Here is an 18795-nt window from a genome sequence, read left to right as displayed (position 1 = left end):
TCTTTGAGTGTTTTTATCCTAAATGTATAAGGCAATTATAAATTTTATTGAAACGTTAAGATCGATAGATTTGTTAGCATTATGTTTTTTAAATGTAACCAATAAAGGAAGGGTGACTAATTTAATCTGTCACTTTGCCAAAATCTAGCACTGTCAACAGTGATTAACGCAGCTTTGCCATCAATATCAACTTGATAGATTTTGATGGCTCTTGCACTTAAATCTATTTTTGGGTGTGAAGACATCAATGTCTTATCATTAATGACCTTGGCATAACTGATAAAGCTTTGCACTTCGGTGTCATTTAAAAACAATACAATAAATCGACTGTTCGGACTCTTTACTAATTCAGTATCAGCAAGCAAATAATAATTCGATCCATTTACATTATTATGGATAACACCAATCCCAATCCCTTCGGGCAATTTGATTTTTTTATTTTTTTGATTCGAAAATATGGCATAACCTGAAGCAGACTTTAATTGATAAGTTAACTCTGGTTCATGCTTATCAATTTGATCAATTGTTAAATCACGTATTTTTAGGATCTCTGCACGTTGATGTCCAGCGGGAGGACTTGAGCTTGTGCAAGAAAATAAAGCGAATAACAGAGTTAATATAATATGTTTCATCATTAATATTTTTTATTAATCAATTTTGTTTAGTTTAATGCCCAAAAAGCTGCCAATTTTTTTGGCAGCTTACAACAGTAAACAGCAGATGAAATTAATTTAATTCTTCATTCTTGACGTATTTAGTGCCTTTAACGGTTGCTTGTATTGCTAAGCCAGTTTCGGTTAACTGATATACTGTAATGTCACCAATGGTAACACCACCACCGACTTCACCACCTTTTTCATCAGCTTTTGCCGCAGCATCGGCTTCAGCGCCAAACGCCCAACCTTCTTCAACAAACATGTTCATTGATTTAGCTGTATTAAATACGAAAACAGCCCTAAAATCTTTAGCACCTAAACCAAAACCAATACCGCCTTCATACATATCCATGTATGTTTTAGCGCCAGTTTGATTATTGTTTACAACACCGTAGCCGCCACCAGCAGCAACAAAAATAAGATTGATTTGAGCATTACTAAACGTTGCATAACCGGGCGCCGACTTAATATGGTTCATAGCACCGGGACTGGCTTTTTCGACATCAGCGATAACTTGGTTATTCATCGCAGCAATTGCGGCTTTTTGTTCGCCTGGGGTATCCCCTGTAGCAGAACAAGCGGATAAAACGACAGTAGCGAGTAGTACAATTAATTTTTTCATCAACATTACCTTTTTTATTGTTACTTTATAATATTTGCTAAAAGTTTACAGTGAAACAAAAAACTAACTCACTGAAATAACTAGACTTGTTATAAAGTATAGTTGTTAATTTTATGTTGTCTGTATGTGAATAGTATTTATTTGTATGAAAAATGTAATTAATGAAATGTATGAGGATAGAACCTAGGTAATTCGGGGGTTACCTAGGTATAGTTAAAAGCTAAAGTTTTGATTAATTAGTCAAAATCGACCAAATTCCCCTTATCTTGCAGCCATTCTTTGCGATCACCAGAGCGTTTTTTAGATAACAACATATCCATTATCTCCATAGTCACATCAAAATCGTCAACCGTAAGTTGTACTAGGCGACGGGTGTTAGGATCCATTGTGGTTTCACGAAGTTGCAGAGGGTTCATTTCACCTAATCCTTTAAAGCGCTGCACATTAACTTTACCGCGCTTTTTCTCAGCTTCTATTCGGTCAAGCACGCCATCTTTTTCTTGCTCATCTAAGGCATAGTAAACTTCCTTGCCAATATCAATCCGATATAAGGGCGGCATAGCAACGAATACATGGCCAGCTTGTACTAATGGTAAAAAGTGTTGAGTGAATAGTGCACAAAGTAATGTGGCAATATGTAACCCATCCGAATCGGCATCAGCTAATATACAAATTTTGCCATATCTTAGTGTTGATAAATCTTCAGAGTCAGGATCAATTCCTAACGCAACAGAAATATCGTGAATTTCTTGTGAGGCTAAAATTTGCCCTGATTCAACTTCCCATGAGTTAAGAATTTTACCGCGTAAAGGCATAATTGCTTGAAAGTCTCTGTCGCGAGCTTGTTTAGCACTACCACCCGCAGAGTCACCCTCTACTAAAAACAATTCTGTTCGCTCCGGTTCGCCAGAACCACAGTCGGTTAATTTCCCTGGCAATGCTGGGCCTTGTGTTACCTTTTTACGAACGACCTTTTTACTCGCTCGCAATCGACGTTGCGCGTTAGAGATACAAAATTCGGCAAGCGCTTCAGCAATTTCAGTATGTTCATTTAGCCATAAACTAAATGAGTCTTTTACCACACCTGATACAAAGGCAGCACATTGACGTGATGATAAACGTTCTTTAGTTTGTCCAGCAAATTGCGGGTCTTGAATTTTAACCGAAAGAATATACGAACATTTGTCCCAGATATCATCCGGTGTTAATTTAAGGCCGCGCGGGATTAAATTTCTGAACTCACAAAACTCGCGCATTGAATCGAGCAGACCTTGACGTAAACCATTTACATGAGTACCGCCTTGGATTGTCGGTATTAAGTTTACATAACTCTCACCAACGCTTTCACCACCTTCTGGCAACCAACACACAGCCCAGTCTACAGCTTCATGTTGTGACGTGAACGAACCAATGAATGGTACTTCCGGTAAGCTCACATACCCCTTAAGCGCTTCAACTAAGTAATCTTGTAAACCGTTTTGGTAACACCACTGGTGTTTAGTATTAGAAACCTTGTCATTAAACTTTATATTTAAGCCGGGACAAAGTACCGCTTTTGCTTTTAAAATATGAATAAGTTTAGAAACTGAGAATTTATGCGAATCAAAATAGCTAGCATCCGGCCAAAAACGGACTCTAGTTCCTGTATTACGTTTGCCAACCTCACCTACAACCGTTAGATCTGAAACTTTTTCGCCATGCTCAAATGCCATCTCAAATACTTGTTGATTACGCTTAACTGTTACTTCAACACGATTGGATAATGCATTAACAACCGAAATACCAACACCATGGAGACCACCAGAAAATTGATAGTTATCACCAGAAAATTTACCACCGGCGTGTAATCGGCAAAATATTAATTCAACGCCTGGGACACCTTCTTCTGGATGTATATCAGTTGGCATACCACGACCATCATCAATAACTTCTAATGATTGATCTTCATGTAATATCACTTGAATATTTTGTGCATGGCCGGCTAATGCTTCATCGACTGAGTTATCGATCACCTCTTGGCCAAGATGGTTAGGGCGAATGGTATCAGTGTACATGCCCGGTCGGCGACGTACTGGGTCTAAGCCACTTAAGACTTCAATGGATTCGGAGTTATATTGATCAGTCATGGATTCTTCTAGTTATTTTATTATCGATAACACTGTTTATATTTTTACTTCAGTTAACCCGTTGAATCAAGTTAACTGAACGGTTTAGATATTAATTATATTATTGAATTAATTTCAATTGCTAATGGTTTTATTTAACTGAAAAAAATTAACAATATCTGGCAGCATTTTGTCAAAATTAATAAAGCTATGATCACCACCTTGCTGCACACAAAGCTGGCTTTGTTGGTATTTATTAACTGCTTGTTGATAATCTAACACTTCATCACCTGTTTGTACCATAACTAAAAGATTTTTTGCGTTTATTTTATCAATTTCAAAGGTCTTTAAATGGTGCATGTGCTCAAGAGTGACTTGATACACTTCATTGGTATATGGGTTGGTTTGTTCACCAAGAATATCGTCTAATAATTCATAAGGCTTTACTGCCGGGTTTATCAATGCCGCTTTTAAATTATATTTATCAGCCAAATAGGTGGCAAAGTAGCCACCAAGTGATGAACCGGTTAAAAACCACCGACATTGATTATCACTGTCAATAATATTGCTTAATTGCTCTATAGCGGCATTAGGATTTGATAACAACTGCGGACAAATCACTTCGACACTCGGGAAGTTTTGTTGGATATATTGCTTGGTTATTTGAGCTTTTAGTGATTGTGGTGAACTGTTAAAACCATGAATCACCAATATTTTTTGTTTCATTAATTATTCTGCTAACGGTTTATTGTGGTAAATGATTAATCGACGTTTTTATAGTGCCGTCGCTAAACAACTCCAGCAAACGATACCCTGGGCCGCTGTTCAATGCTGAAACAGTATCAGCTTGTGGGTCAAATTGTATTGAAGTAGCCGGGCATGTATATAGTGGCACTGAATATTGCTCGTTTGCTACGATATTTAACCCTTGATGTATATGTCCACAACAAATGGCTTTTATCGTTTTATTATGATCGACCGCCATCCAAAATTCTTGTTGGTTTTTCAGGCCATGTTTATCAATAAAATAACCAACATCAATGGCGTGATGATGCATAAAGATTAAGGTGTTTTCAATATCCTTAGTTTTACTTCGAATTCTCCCTTGTTGTTTTTCGTTGACCAAACCTGCAGGCGTGTCACTTTTAGAGTCGATTAATAACAAACGCCAATCATTCATTGTTATATCTTTGTCCGCTTGAATATTCATTGCTGTTAAGTGTTTGCTTAGCAACAAAGTGTCATCATGATTTCCCGCTAACCAATAAATCGGGCAACTCAGGTTGCTGTCAATAATTACTTGATTAAACAGTTGATACGATTCATCACTATGATCTTGAGTTAAGTCACCAGTGAATACAGCGGCATCTAAGTCTTTCATACTAGCGAGTTCAGAAAGTACGCTTGTAAGGTTGGTGAAAACATTATGACCATAATGCATACCACCTTTAGTCGAAAACAAATGGCAATCTGAAAATTGAGCGATAGTTATAGAATTCATCGTTATGTTAGGCTTTATATACTATTTGATATCAAGGTGTATGTTTGCTTTACCTTCTGTTAAACAAAGGTGCAGCCATTCAGTAAGAAAATGCTGAGTTTGCTGTTTTTCATCAGGTAAATGCATTTCCTGATTAGGGTAATCATATCTAGGTTTAATTTGCTTTATGTATTGGCTTTCTATTACTTCGGCTAAACGCGCATCGTGATAAATACGAATTGTCATACTTGGCTTAGGTAAATGTACTTTACTCGCTAATGATTCTGTTTGACTGACCAGTTGTTTAAACTCAACCACATGAGTGTATTTAGTTTTCTCGGTTATCGCTATTTTATATTCCAGTACATCGGTAATAAAAAAATATCGCTCATCACCCTCAATATCCATATCCCCGAGTAAACGGGTTATCAGCATATAGTTTTTTTCAAATGATTGATCAAGCCCTTTCAAGCTTGGGCGATATTTTGCCATTTTAATTTATATTCCAATATTAATTAATATTTAGACCAGTTCTGTATGATTCAATGCCAACCACTGTAAGCCAATAATTGTTGATGCATTATTGATCTTACCATCATTTAACAAATTAATGGCGCTATCTAACTCCATTAAGTGCGACTTTATATCCTCATTCTCTTCATCAAGGCCTGAAACGCAACCATTAACGACTTTAGAGAGGTCCATTAACGCGACGTACATATATAACTTCTCACTTGTTCCACCTGGGCTGGATAAATAATTCATTACATGTCGTATTTGATGCTCATTAACAATCAGATTGGCTTCTTCTTCTGCCTCTCTAATTGCCACATCTATTGGGCGCTCATTCTCGCCAAACATACCGGCAATAAACTCAAAACACCAAGGACATGATTCTGTTCGAACAGCACCAGGGCGAAACTGTTCAATTAACAATACATTTTTGTTAACAGGATCGTAGGGAATTAACACCACAGCATCACCACGTTCAAATATTTCACGTGAAATTAACCCGCTCCATTGTCCATTAAATAATCTATGTTTAATTTGATATTGATCAATACGAAAAAACCCATGGTACTTAATATCGCGTGCCATTACGGTGACATCGCCAGAACAATATTGTTTAATAGTGTTACTCTTTGTCATATGTTGTAATACTTTTTAGCTATAACAATGTGTTACAAAAAAAATTCTGTTACACTTTATTCAGGTTGAATTGATTTATTATTGTTCAGCATAGCATTAAAAAACGCTACACTAACTAGCAAATATAAGGCAGTTTGTGTAAATAATGGAAAAGAAACTCATGACAAACAAATTTAACTCTTTATTTATTGGTGTTGTGTTAGCTAGCTCTAGTTCAATAGTAGCCGCACAAGATTTACAAGAAATATACCAGTTAGCACTACAAAATGATCCTACAGTTTTAAGAGCTGAAGCTCAGTTTAAATCGGCTCAAGAAACGATTGAACAGTCTCGTTCAGTATTAATGCCTCAATTAAATGCTATTGCATCTTTCGGTACTCAAGAAGTTGAAATCGAAGGCAATACAGTACAAGACAGTGAAACAACTCGTATTGCATTAAATTTGAATATGCAGTTATACCATCACAATAGCTGGTTAGGTTTAGACACAGCGAAAAAACGTGCGCACCAAAGTGATATTAATTATCAATTTGTTAAACAACAAATGATCACTCGCGTTACTGAAGCCTACTTTAATGTTCTAGCTGCCTATGACGGATTAGATTTCGCCCAAGCAGAGAAAAAAGCAATTGAACGTCAATTAGAACAAACTAAACAACGTTTCTCTGTTGGTTTAACAGCAATTACAGACGTTCATGAAGCTCAGGCTCAATTTGATAACTCAATTGCCGAAGAAATTCGCGCACAAAACGCGGTTTATACCTCTGAGGAAATTCTTCGCGAAATAACCGGTGCTTACCCAAGAGATTTAAACGTATTAAACACTGAACGTTTTAGTGCCGTAATGCCTTCTCCAAGTAGTGCTAATGATTGGCAAAAAATGGCAGAAGCGAAAAATTTACAGTTGATTTCACAAAAAATCAGCATGGATATATCGAAAGAAGCCATTGATATTGAAAGTGCCGGTCACTTACCGACTCTTAGCTTGACTGGTAGCATTGGCCAAAGTGATGTTGATGATGATTACTCAGCATTAACATCTTATGAGCAAGATGATCAATCAATTGGTATTCAATTAAACGTACCAATTTATTCTGGTGGCAACACCAGCTCAAAAGTTCGAGCTGCCCAACATAACTATGTTGCTGCTAGCCAAGATATGCAAATTACTTACCGTGGTATCGTGCGTGAATCTCGTAATTCATACAATACTATCGTTGCCACAATCTCAGGTGTTAAAGCCTTTGAGCAATCGGTAATTTCAGCTGAAAGTGCGTTAAAAGCAACAGAAGCAGGTTTTGAAGTTGGTACTCGTACTATTGTTGATGTGTTAGAAAGTACACGTAACTTGTATAACGCTAAACGTAATCTATCTACGACTCGTTACCAATACATTACCAACATGCTACGTTTGAAAGAAGCTGCAGGTACTATTTCAGAACAGGATATTGCTGCAATAAACCAAGGTTTATCTGAAGTAAATTAATCTTAAATACTGTAGATATAATAAAGGCGACCAAATGGTCGCCTTTTTACTTCAAGGAAGAAGGAATGCCTACTTGCCATGGATGGCATCAAAGTCGGCTCACTTCAAGGAAGAAGGAATGCCTACTTGCCATGGATGGCATCAAAGTCGGCTCACTTCAAGGAAGAAGGAATGCCTACTTGCCATGGATGGCACTAAGTTCCTAATTCAGGGCCAGACTCGTGTCTCGACTAGTCTTCTAAACGAATAGTGTTGATAATTTCAGTTGTAGAAATACCTTCTTCAAAGTTAAGCACTTGCACTTCACCGCCTGCTGCTATGACTTCTTTGCCACCAGCAATATCTTCAACTTTATAATCTCCACCTTTAACTAAGGTATTTGGTAATAAGTTGGCAATCAAACGTTGTGGTGTATCTTCAGAAAAACTTACCACCCAATCAACAGCTCCTAGGCCGGCTAATACCGCCATACGTCTATCCATAGGATTTACCGGTCGGCCACTTCCTTTCAAGCGTTTAACCGAGTCATCATCATTAACAGCGACAATTAATCGATCACCTAATTTACCTGCATGGCTTAAATAAGAAACATGACCGGCATGTAAAATATCAAAACAACCATTGGTCATAACTACCTTCTCACCACGTTGTTTGGCTTGAGCGATCATAATTTTTAATTGCTCTTCACTTACCACACCTGAGCCACTTTCTTGTCCAGATGAAATGGCTTGAGCGATCTCAACTTCACTGACAGTAGATGTACCAATTTTACCGACAACCACACCTGCAGCAATATTGGCTAACGCGCTAGCTTCACAGAAAGATGAACCCGCAGCAATAGCCAAGGCTAATGTTGCGATAACGGTATCTCCTGCACCAGTAACATCATAAACTTCTTGAGCTTGGGTAGGTAAATGCAATTCTTCTTCATTTGCTCTAATTAAGGTCATACCATGTTCAGAACGGGTTACCAATAATGCTTGTAAATCTAGGTCAATTAACAGTTGTTGCCCTTTTGCGACTAATTCAGCCTCATCTTTACACGGTCCTACAACCCCTTCAAATTCAGATAGGTTTGGCGTAATTAATGTTGCACCTCTGTATTTTGTAAAGTCAGAGCCCTTTGGATCGACTAGTACGGGAATATTGTTTTTCTTGGCCAGGGCGATTAATTCACTTACGTTAGATAACGTACCTTTATCGTAATCAGACAATAATAAAAGGTGGTGTTGACGAAGGTTTTGTTCAACTAAATTATTAAGTTCAGTTTTGTCTAAATGATGCAGTGATTCTTCAAAATCTAAACGCAGTAACTGTTGATTACGACTTAAGACTCTCAACTTTGTAATAGTTGGCACATCAACACTGCGTGAAAATTTACAAATAACATCCATCGCAGACAAATTGGTATCTAAATTATCGGCCACATCATCTTCACCAGTAAGGCCTGAAAGCGTCACTTGCCCACCCAAACTGGCAATATTTAATGCTACGTTGGCTGCACCGCCGGGTCTATCTTCATGATTATTAATTTTAACCACAGGTACTGGTGCTTCCGGTGAAATTCTTCCCGTAGGACCAGACCAATAACGGTCTAACATAACATCACCAACAACGAGAACTCTGGCTTTATTAAAATTTGGGATATCTACTTTCATACTGGTTTCCAAAATGGATATAATAGCTGAATACATTAAACACTAATTCAATACTTCAACTTGGACCTTAACAGGCAATTATTTGTGTTATTGAGTATAGTGTAACATAAGCTTTTCAATGAGTTGATGAATCCTTGAGCAAAAACAAAGTTATACAAGAAAAATTTAAGCTTAGCTTCCTATTGCCAAAATATTGGCTAACTTGGCTTGCTGTTATTATTTTATACGCTATTTCATGGTTGCCTTATAAAGTCCAACTATTAATGGGTCGTATCGTTGGTCGGTTAATGATGAAAATTGGCGGTTCCCGCTTAAAGGTTGCCAAAAAGAATATTGAAGTTTGCTTTCCCGAACTTTCTGAACAAGAACGCCAAGTAATGCTTAAAAAGAACTTTGAAAATACTGGCATCGGTTTGTTTGAAACAGGCATGGGCTGGTGGTGGCCAGACTGGCGAGTTAAGCGCAAAATTAATGTGTCGGGTTTAGAACACTTAGAACAAGCAAAATCTGATGGCAGCGGTATTTTATTGCTCACGCTGCATTATCTGAGCTTAGAATTCTCTGGCCGTGCAACTGGTCATGTACATCCAACAGTAGCTTTTTATCGACCAAACCATAATGCATTAATGGAGTACTTCCAACATAGTGGACGTTCACGCTCAAACAAATACATGATTGATAAAACCGACGTTAAAGGCATGATAAAAGCCCTTCGTTCAAAAGAAACATGTGTATATTTGCCAGACCAAGACTATGGCCGTAAACGTTCTATTTTTGTGCCTTTCTTCAATGTAGAACATACCGCATCGACGTTTGGTACGATGTTGTTTGCTAAGGTTAAGAATGTTAAAACATTGATGCTGATACCAAGGCGCTTACCCGATGATAGTGGCTATATTCTTGAGTTTTTACCGGCTTTGGAAAACTTTCCAAGCGGCGATGATGAACAGGACATTATCAGAATTAACAAACTGGTTGAGCAGGCTATTTTGCGCGAGCCAGATCAGTACATGTGGCTGCATCGTAGATTTAAAACACGCCCCAATAAAGCTGATCCTAAGTTTTACGATTAAACAAATAAAAGGGGGCTCCCCCCTTTTTCTTACAAGTTATTTTTGTGCTGTAATTAACTCATATGCAGCTTGAATATCCTGTGCTTTTTGCTTGGCATCTTCCATCAACTCGGGCGGTAAACCTTTAGCAACAAGTTTATCTGGGTGATGTTGAGACATTAATTTACGATAGGCTTTCTTCACTTCTTTATGCTCTGTATTGGCCGTTACGCCAAGTATCTTATAAGCATTTTGCAGTTGATTTTTTGCTTGCGCAGGGGTTTGACTTCCGCCTTGATGGAACTGTTCACCAGCAACAATTCTATCTAACAAAAAGTCCAACTCTCGCGCTGAAATGCCTAAACTTCTCGCTATTTTATGAAGAATTTGTCGCTCTTTAGGATGTAATTCGCCGTCAGCAAATGCCGCTTGAATTTGAATTTCAATAAACATCTGCAATAAATCATGGCGACCAAAACAAGAGCTTTTCAATTGCCTTAGTTGCTTTTCTAAGTCAAAAAATTCCTGTTTGCCTTCATTAAATGCTTGCTGGGCTATTGTGGTGGTATCTTGATTTAGTCCCCAACGCTTCATCGCGCCACTGGCGAAGGCGATTTCATCTTCGGTGACACGGCCACTTGCTTTAGTAATATGCCCCATTACTGAAAAAGTAGCCTTAAAAAAGGCATTTTGACGGTCACTATCATTTTGCTTATTGAAGGCATTAAAGTCCATGCCCATGCCTTGGTCAAACTTATGTCCCAGCCATAATCCAATAATTGCTCCAATTATTCGACCAGCCATAAACCCAAGCGCAAAACCAAATACTTTACCCCAAATTCGCATATTACTTTTCCATTACTAATTTATTTATTTGCGCTAACCGCTGTGGAGTACCAATATCACTCCACAAACCAGAATATAAACTACCGCTGATATTATCATTTTTCATCGCAGCAATTAAGATGGGTGCTAATGGCGCTTTTTCAATCTTCAAATGAGTAAATAATTTAGGTTGATAAAGTCCAATACCGGAATATGTGTATTTATTGTTAAATTCTTCGCCCCACTTTAACTTGTCATTGTTAAAGGCAAAATCCCCTTTGGGATTATGCTCAGGATTTTTGACCAAAATTAAATGAGCAAGCTCCCCCTCTTTTAATGAAGGGATTTTTTCAAATGGATACTGACAATAAATATCACCATTAACGATTAAAAAAGGTTTACTTCCTAACAGCGGCAATGCTTTCACAATCCCGCCTGCAGTTTCTAATGCACCTTCACGTTCGGCGCTGTATTGAATAGAAACACCAAATTCTTGACCGTTGCCAAAGTACTTTTCTATCTTTTCCCCAAGCCAGGCATGGTTTATAACAATATCTGTTATTCCAGCAGCTTTTAAGTTATTTAAATGATGTTCTATTAATGGGATCCCTGCCACTTTTAATAACGGCTTTGGGCAATCATCGGTGAGAGGTTTCATCCTTTCCCCTCGCCCTGCAGCTAATATCATTGCCTTCATATTTTAACCTCTGGCTGATAGGAAAGTTTAGTAACACTGGGCATTATTTTACTTTGCACTAAATCACTTAAAAAGGTTAACTCCGGATACCTTGCCGCAATGTCTATTATATATGACAACGTCAACGGAATATCTTGCAAGTATCCAGGTTTATTATCACGATGATACAAACGAGCAAAGATGCCACTCGCTTTTATATGTCGCTGTAGTCCCATAAGGTCGAACCAACGTTTAAATTGCTGATAGCTCACTTCGATTTTATTATTCAAATAATAAGTACGAATGTGTGGTTCAATTAATTCATCATCCCAACGCACATAGCAATCTCTAAGTAATGAAACCAAGTCATAGGTAGTTGGTCCTGTAACAGCATCTTGGAAATCTATTACCGCAATATCATCATTATCAATTAACATTAAATTACGGCTGTGAAAATCCCGATGTACTGTTACTTGCGGTTGTTCGAGCGCACTTGCTGTTAATAAATTAAAGCATTGTCGTAGTTGTTTTTCTTCATCACTGGTTAAGGTGATATTTAAGTGTTTTATTACTAACCACTCACTAAAGATTTCCATTTCCAATTGTAAAAATGGTGCATCATAAATTGGCAGCGGCCACTGTTCTTGCGCTGAAGTTTGTTGAATTTTTGGTAACAGCTTTATCGCTTTTTCATATAGTGCGGTTATTGTCGACTTGTTAAGTTTCTCACTTAATAACGTATCGCCAAAATCAGATAAACACATAAAGCCATTGATTTCATCATAATGAATAATTTCAGGAACGACTAAACCAGAAGCTCGAAAACAGTGCGCTAAACTTACAAATGCTAAATTGTTTAATTTTTCTGGTGGCGCATCGACAACGATATAGCTTGTTTCAGCCAAAATTAAACGATAATAAACTCTAAAACCAGCATCTCCTGACAAAGGGATAATGTTGATCTGTTCGTTTGGGAAACTATGAGCTAACCAGGTTTCAAATTTTTGCTTACGAGTTAGAGCTGACAACAAAAACACTCCACATTTGAGGTGAATAAACTAGAATTAATTACAATATACTTTAGGGCGTGTTGACCTTTCAAGTTCAAGTTTTGTTCAAACGAAACTCATCTTGAACAAGGCGATTGGAATGTAGCATAGTAGTGCTCGGCTTTGTCTCCTGAGTCGCACTATCTCCTGCGTCCATGCAGTCGTATGTAAATGACAATCAACGCAGTTCAAGGTGTGTTTAGTCGAACCCTTTGGGCAGCATTTTTTTGTCATTTTTACTGCGTTAATTACAGTTTATGTAGACTACTACACGTCACCATAATTGTCTTGTAAAAATAACAAAACCCCGGCTGCAAAAATGAACGGGAAAGGTTAAAACGCCCTAACCCAAAAACTAAAATATAAATTGTTGAATTATTACTAAAATTATTATCTAAAGCTATGTTAAACTAAAGATTAATACGGATTGGTATAATACCGCTGTATTGCAATAATAATTAGAAATCTGTAAAAATTCTATTAGTCTTAATATATTTACAGAACTCAGCAGCATTTATTTACCGGACTATGCATGCCACACAACCGTAGTTTATTTTTTGTCATTTTTTTAGGCGTAAATAGCTTCGCTATTGCTGCCGAAGATGGCACTCAACCATTGATAGTTAAGTGCCCTATTCCTGTTCCAGATCCTATTACTTTAGAAAATCCAACGGTACTCGAAGAACAATCGATATTAATAGAGTCAAAAAAATCATATGTTGAAAAAAACCAGTCAACCCGTTTCTCTGGTGGAGTGAAATTAGCCGCTGGTGATAAGAAAATAGCCTCTGACACAATACTGGTTGATCGAGTAAGTGGTAAAATATCGGCGATCGGTAATACCCGTTTTCAAGATAGCTCAATGACTATTGATGCCGACGGTCTAGAGGCAAGTTCTCTAGATAAAAAAATGGTATTAACAAATTCCCGTTATCAATTGCACGAGTCAACCGGAAGAGGCGCAGCTGGTGAATTAAAAATAAGCGAGCAAGGTGCCAGTTTAATAGACTCAAGCTTTACAACGTGTATTGAGCCTGTACCCGCTTGGCAAATATCAGCAAGTGAAATTAATTTATCTACTGAAGATAATGAAGGTGAAGCTTGGAATACGATTTTTAAAGTAAAAGACGTACCTATTTTTTATCTGCCTTACTTTAATTTCCCCCTTACCGATGAACGTAAAACCGGCTTTTTATATCCAGTTATCTCTTCATCAAGTAATAAGGGCGCTCAAATTGGCGTTCCTTACTACTGGAATATTGCCGAAAATATGGATGCCACAATCACTCCATATTACATGTCAAAACGCGGAACCCAATTAAACACAGAATTCAGGTATTTATCAGGCCAACAATTTGGTCAAATTGATGTTGAGTATTTAGAAAAAGATGAAGAATTAATTAATAACGATGATTCTCGTTATTTAGCAAGATTTCAACATGCAGGTACGTTTTCCGACAATTATCGTGTTTTTGTAGATTACAGTGATATCAGTGATGATAACTATTTAGTTGATATTGGTAGTAAACATTTCAGCAAATCAGAAGCGTATTTATGGCGCATTGGCGAACTATCATATTTCAGTAATAACTGGCATTCGACCGTTAAAGTGCAAGATTTTAAAGTATTAGGGGATAACAACCCCAGTTACCGTACCTTACCGCAAATAGAATTTGACCTTTATCAACCATTAGGCTTTCTAAATAGTACCTTTAATGTTTATAGCGAATATTCTCATTTTGATATTTCTAATGATGATTTGCCTACGGCTGACAGACTACATGTAGAAACCGGAATTTCAATTCCATACTCTAAACCTGGTTGGTTTATTAATTCTGATTTTAGAGTCATGCATACTGCCTATCAACAAGATAATGTTGATACGATCAATTTAACAGGGCTTAATATTGCTGAAGATACTGAACGTACGTTACCAAAGGCGAGGATACACACCGGCTTAAACTTTGATCGCGACACTTCTATTTTTGTCGATAATATGACTCAAACATTTGAACCACAAATACAGTACTTATATATCCCTGAAAAAGATCAGAGCGATATATTTATTTATGATACTTCGCCCATGCAAGATGATTTTGACGGGTTATTCAGGGACCGAAGATTTAGTGGTTTAGATCGTATCGCAGAAGCAAATCAAGTATCTGTCGGCGCAACAACCAGGTTATTAGATAAAACAAACAAGGAACTTTTTCACCTGAGTTTAGGTCGTATATTTTACTTAGATAATAGTAATATTACCTTTAATGAAGATGGTGAACGTGAAGATGCATCGGCTTTGGCAGGAGACTTGTTTATTCAGCTTGCCAAAAGATGGCAATTACAAACAGAGATACAATACGACACCAAAAATAAACGAACAGATAAAAGCCATGTAAGCATAGATTATCGTAAAGATAGTCGAAATGTCTTTCAGTTAAGTCATCGTTACATTGAAAATGTTTCAGGTGTACCTATTGAGCAAGCATCAGCTCTGTCTAGTTTTCCAATCAATAAAGATTGGCAATTTGTTGGTCGGGTTACGCATGATTTACTCAGAGAACGTTCACTTGAAGCCTATGGTGGCGTTCAATATGAAAGCTGTTGTTGGGCTGTTCGTTTTGCCGTTTATCGTAATATAAATACCAATTTAGATGAGCAAGATGTTAATAATGAAAATCGCGATGAATTTGATAATGGTTTTATGCTACAGTTTGTTCTTAAAGGATTAGGTGGAAATCAAAAACCACTTCCTATAGATGATATGTTAGAATCAGGCATATTTGGCTATAAACGCCCGTATTTTCTAAGTAACTAAGCCATAGTTTGGCTAATAATTAATATTCAAGAAAGTTTAAGAAGTTAACATTCTAATAATTTTAACAAATTCGAAGTAAATAACCGTAGATTTTATTCCATGAAAACAATAATCAAAATTGCCTTTATCATTTCAGGCATAGTAAGCAGCGCTATTACAACATCTGTTGTTAATGCAAAAGAATTAGAACTGGATAGAGTAGTAGCTGTTGTAAATTCAGGTGTCGTACTTGAATCTGAAATAAACGATCTAGTAAACAATGTAAAAAAACAAGCTCTCGCCGAAAAACAAAGTTTACCCTCTGATGCGGCTCTTCGTACCCAAGCGATGGAAAAATTAATAAACGATAGTTTATTAATTCAAATGGGCGAACGTATGGGCGTACAAATTGGTGATGCACAGTTAGACACAGCTATTGCATCAATCGCCAACGATAATGGCGGTATGACGACCGAACAGTTTAGGCAAAAATTAGTCGCTGACGGCATCAACTATGAAAGCTATCGTGAAGGCATTCGCACAGAAATGATCACTAACGAAGTTAGAAGAGCCAACGTACGTCGTCGTGTTGCCATTAGCCCACAAGAAATATCAAACCTTGTAGATTTAATGAAACAACAAAAAAACGCTGATGTTGAATATAATATCGGCCATATACTGATCAGCTTTCCAGATGAACCAACTCAAGATGATTTGGTTGACGCAAAATCTCGAGCAGACAAAGTTATTGATTTATTAAATAACGGCTCAGATTTTAAGAAAATAGCGATTGCCTCTTCGGGTGCCCCTAGTGCATTAGAAGGTGGTGATATTGGCTGGCGCGGTATTAATGAAATGCCAACCTTATTTGCAGAATTGGTTGACGGTCAAAATAAAGGTGAAGTCTTTGGGCCGATACGTACCGGTTTAGGCTTTAACATTATTAAAATATTAGATATTCGTGGTAAAGAAACTGTTGAAGTAAGTGAAGTTAAATCACGTCATATTTTAATTGAACCATCAATCATTCTATCTGAAGAAAAAGCAGAGAAAATACTAATAGATTTCTTAGCACAGATAAAAGCTGGTGAAGCAGATTTTGATACCTTAGCTAAAGAACACTCAGAAGGTCCATCAGCTTCTCGTGGTGGAGATTTAGGTTGGACAGATCCAAATAGTTACGACCCAGCTTTCAAGAATGCATTAGCGACGTTAGAAATAGATGAATATCATAAACCATTTCGTAGCTCTTTTGGCTGGCATTTAGTGCAACTAACTGGCCGAAGAACGTTAGATGCAACAGATCAAAATAACGAAAATCGTGCCTACAACCTACTATTCAATCGAAAGTTTGGTGTTGAAGTTATCCGCTGGATGAAAGAGACTCGCGATGAAGCTTACATTGAGATTTTTGACGAAGAAGGTGAATAGTGATGGTAAATAAAATTGCCATTACTCCTGGAGAGCCAGCGGGCGTTGGTCCAGACATTTTAGTGCAACTGGCCCAAGAAAACTGGCCAGTGCAGCTTGTTGCGATTGCTGATCCAGAGCTACTGGAGCAACGAGCAAAACTGTTGAACTTGCCATTAGCTATTAATATTTATGACTCTGCCGCCTCACCAAAGGCGCATAAGGCTGGTACCATAGAAGTGCTACCAGTAAGGCTGGCTCAACCGGCTCAACCTGGCGTGCTAGATGCCAATAATGGTGCTTACGTGGTTGAAACTCTAAGGCTTGCCTGTGAAGGCAATATGTCAGGAGAGTTTAAAGCGATAGTTACCGGCCCAGTTCATAAAGGATTGATTAACCAAGCTGGTATTCCTTTTAGTGGTCATACTGAATATTTTGCTCAACAAGCAAATTGCATTGATGTTGTTATGATGCTTGCAACGGAAGGATTAAGAGTGTCATTAATGACAACACATATCCCTCTGGAGTATGTCTCAAAAGCGATAACTTTCGAGCGAATTCAGAAAATCACACGTATACTTCATAAAGATCTAAAAGAAAAATTTGGTATAAAAGAACCAAAAATTTATGTTTGTGGTTTAAACCCACATGCCGGCGAAGATGGTCACTTAGGTAAAGAAGAAATTGAAGTGATTAGCCCAGCCCTTGAATCGTTACGTGAAGAAGGAATGAATTTAGTTGGCCCGTTAGCCGCAGATACCATCTTTCAACAAAAATACCTAGACGATGCTGATGCAGTATTGGCTATGTATCATGATCAAGGCTTGCCAGTGCTTAAATACAAAGGATTTGGCTCCTCTGTAAATATTACCTTAGGTTTACCCTTTATAAGGACTTCTGTAGATCACGGTACTGCTATCGAACTTGCTGGCTCATTGGACGCCGATACAGGAAGTTTTAGAGCAGCAATGAATAATGCAATTAACTTGGTACAAAATCAGCAATGAGTAATAAAAGCCATTTAGGTCACCAAGCCAAAAAGCGCTTTGGCCAAAACTTCTTACATGACGATGCAGTAATTAGCCGTATTGTTGATGCAATTAATCCATGTTCTGGCGAAAACCTGGTTGAAATAGGCCCAGGTTTAGGCGCGTTGACTGAGCCGGTGATTGAAAGAGCTGGTGATATATCTGTCGTTGAACTTGATAGAGATCTTGCGCATAGGTTACGTCATCACCCTTTTATCGCAAAGAATTTAACCATTCATGAGACAGATGCATTAAAGTTCGATTTTGCTACTCTTGCAGATGAGCAAGCCTTAAGAATCTTTGGTAATTTACCTTATAATATTTCTACCCCATTAATATTTCACCTTCTGACTTTTAAAGATAAAGTTAAAGATATGCATTTTATGCTGCAAAAAGAAGTTGTGAATAGAATGGCTGCAGAGCCCAATTCAAAAACTTATGGTCGCTTGTCGATTATGTGTCAATACTATTGCCAGGTAATACCGGTAATGGAAATTGGCCCTGAAGCATTTCAGCCACCGCCAAAAGTAGACAGTGCAATTGTACGGTTAATACCGCATAAAGAAATTATGTATCCAGCTAAAGATGTAAAATGGTTAGAGCGTGTAACCAGAGAAGCATTTAGCATGCGACGTAAAACCATTCGCAACAGTTTTAAGAAGCTGATCAGTGCAGAGCAGTTAGAAGCGTTAGGTATAAAAGCCAGTTTAAGACCTGAAAATTTGAGTATGCACGACTATATTACTGTTGCGAATTACTTAACGGATAATCCACCAGAGTTGTAATAAAAATAACTGGAGATTTG

At 37.6% G+C, this 18795-nt stretch carries 17 protein-coding genes; 6 read left to right on the top strand and 11 right to left on the bottom strand.

What is annotated here, in order from left to right; all coding sequences use genetic code 11:
- Positions 1 to 116 precede the first annotated feature (116 nt).
- The 7 genes from RI845_RS04055 to RI845_RS04025 all read right to left on the bottom strand — a co-directional run bounded on the left by RI845_RS04055 (position 117) and on the right by RI845_RS04025 (position 6012).
- Positions 117 to 635 (bottom strand): hypothetical protein, encoded by a 519-nt coding sequence (locus tag RI845_RS04055; protein ID WP_348388475.1) that lies wholly within the window; start codon positions 633 to 635, stop codon positions 117 to 119.
- A 91-nt stretch (positions 636 to 726) separates the two neighbouring features.
- Positions 727 to 1284: a lipid-binding SYLF domain-containing protein gene (locus RI845_RS04050; protein WP_348388474.1), complete on the bottom strand. Its 558-nt coding sequence runs from the start codon at positions 1282 to 1284 to the stop codon at positions 727 to 729.
- Positions 1285 to 1514: 230 nt separating this feature from the next.
- A complete protein-coding gene (parE, locus tag RI845_RS04045; RefSeq protein WP_348388473.1) occupies positions 1515 to 3404 on the bottom strand; it encodes a DNA topoisomerase IV subunit B in 1890 nt (629 codons plus the stop codon).
- 114 nt (positions 3405 to 3518) lie between these two features.
- Entirely contained in the window at positions 3519 to 4109 is a 591-nt protein-coding gene (locus RI845_RS04040; protein ID WP_348388472.1) for a YqiA/YcfP family alpha/beta fold hydrolase, read from the bottom strand.
- A 19-nt stretch (positions 4110 to 4128) separates the two neighbouring features.
- Positions 4129 to 4884 (bottom strand): metallophosphoesterase, encoded by a 756-nt coding sequence (locus RI845_RS04035; protein WP_348388471.1) that lies wholly within the window; start codon positions 4882 to 4884, stop codon positions 4129 to 4131.
- 21 nt (positions 4885 to 4905) lie between these two features.
- Entirely contained in the window at positions 4906 to 5355 is a 450-nt protein-coding gene (locus RI845_RS04030; protein ID WP_348388470.1) for a DUF1249 domain-containing protein, read from the bottom strand.
- A 30-nt stretch (positions 5356 to 5385) separates the two neighbouring features.
- On the bottom strand, positions 5386 to 6012 hold the full coding sequence (locus RI845_RS04025; RefSeq protein WP_348388469.1) for an NUDIX domain-containing protein: 627 nt from the start codon (positions 6010 to 6012) through the stop codon (positions 5386 to 5388).
- Between the two features lie 160 nt (positions 6013 to 6172).
- Here RI845_RS04025 and tolC point away from each other — a divergent pair, with 160 nt between their 5' ends.
- A complete protein-coding gene (gene tolC, locus RI845_RS04020; RefSeq protein ID WP_348388468.1) occupies positions 6173 to 7498 on the top strand; it encodes an outer membrane channel protein TolC in 1326 nt (441 codons plus the stop codon).
- A gap of 230 nt (positions 7499 to 7728) precedes the next feature.
- Here the strand turns inward: tolC and hldE are convergent, their stop codons facing one another.
- Complete coding sequence (gene hldE, locus RI845_RS04015) at positions 7729 to 9156, bottom strand: bifunctional D-glycero-beta-D-manno-heptose-7-phosphate kinase/D-glycero-beta-D-manno-heptose 1-phosphate adenylyltransferase HldE (protein WP_348388467.1); 1428 nt, start codon at positions 9154 to 9156, stop codon at positions 7729 to 7731.
- A 134-nt stretch (positions 9157 to 9290) separates the two neighbouring features.
- Between hldE and lpxL the strand changes: the two genes are divergently transcribed.
- A complete protein-coding gene (gene lpxL / locus RI845_RS04010) occupies positions 9291 to 10229 on the top strand; it encodes an LpxL/LpxP family Kdo(2)-lipid IV(A) lauroyl/palmitoleoyl acyltransferase (RefSeq protein WP_348388466.1) in 939 nt (312 codons plus the stop codon).
- A gap of 36 nt (positions 10230 to 10265) precedes the next feature.
- Here the strand turns inward: lpxL and djlA are convergent, their stop codons facing one another.
- The 3 genes from djlA to RI845_RS03995 are packed head-to-tail and all read right to left on the bottom strand — an operon-like array spanning position 10266 to position 12737.
- Positions 10266 to 11054: a co-chaperone DjlA gene (gene djlA, locus RI845_RS04005; RefSeq protein WP_348388465.1), complete on the bottom strand. Its 789-nt coding sequence runs from the start codon at positions 11052 to 11054 to the stop codon at positions 10266 to 10268.
- 1 nt (position 11055) lies between these two features.
- Positions 11056 to 11730: an N-acetylmuramate alpha-1-phosphate uridylyltransferase MurU gene (gene murU / locus RI845_RS04000; RefSeq protein WP_348388464.1), complete on the bottom strand. Its 675-nt coding sequence runs from the start codon at positions 11728 to 11730 to the stop codon at positions 11056 to 11058.
- Positions 11727 to 12737: an aminoglycoside phosphotransferase family protein gene (locus RI845_RS03995; RefSeq protein WP_348388463.1), complete on the bottom strand. Its 1011-nt coding sequence runs from the start codon at positions 12735 to 12737 to the stop codon at positions 11727 to 11729. Before RI845_RS03995 ends, murU begins: the two co-directional genes overlap by 4 nt.
- Before the next feature lie 553 nt (positions 12738 to 13290).
- On the opposite strand from RI845_RS03995, the gene lptD reads away from it, so the two are divergent.
- The 4 genes from lptD to rsmA all read left to right on the top strand — a co-directional run bounded on the left by lptD (position 13291) and on the right by rsmA (position 18775).
- Positions 13291 to 15573: an LPS assembly protein LptD gene (lptD, locus tag RI845_RS03990; RefSeq protein ID WP_348388462.1), complete on the top strand. Its 2283-nt coding sequence runs from the start codon at positions 13291 to 13293 to the stop codon at positions 15571 to 15573.
- A 99-nt stretch (positions 15574 to 15672) separates the two neighbouring features.
- Complete coding sequence (surA, locus tag RI845_RS03985; protein WP_348388461.1) at positions 15673 to 16983, top strand: peptidylprolyl isomerase SurA; 1311 nt, start codon at positions 15673 to 15675, stop codon at positions 16981 to 16983.
- 2 nt (positions 16984 to 16985) lie between these two features.
- Complete coding sequence (gene pdxA, locus RI845_RS03980) at positions 16986 to 17969, top strand: 4-hydroxythreonine-4-phosphate dehydrogenase PdxA (RefSeq protein WP_348388460.1); 984 nt, start codon at positions 16986 to 16988, stop codon at positions 17967 to 17969.
- Positions 17966 to 18775 (top strand): 16S rRNA (adenine(1518)-N(6)/adenine(1519)-N(6))-dimethyltransferase RsmA, encoded by an 810-nt coding sequence (gene rsmA / locus RI845_RS03975; RefSeq protein ID WP_348388459.1) that lies wholly within the window; start codon positions 17966 to 17968, stop codon positions 18773 to 18775. The genes pdxA and rsmA overlap by 4 nt, the downstream gene beginning before the upstream one ends.
- Positions 18776 to 18795: the final 20 nt, after the last annotated feature.

The sequence above is a fragment of the Thalassotalea nanhaiensis genome (assembly GCF_031583575.1).
Lineage (GTDB): Bacteria > Pseudomonadota > Gammaproteobacteria > Enterobacterales > Alteromonadaceae > Thalassotalea_A > Thalassotalea_A nanhaiensis.
Note: the sequence above shows the minus strand (reverse complement) of the source record. Positions and strands in the feature narration are given on the sequence as shown.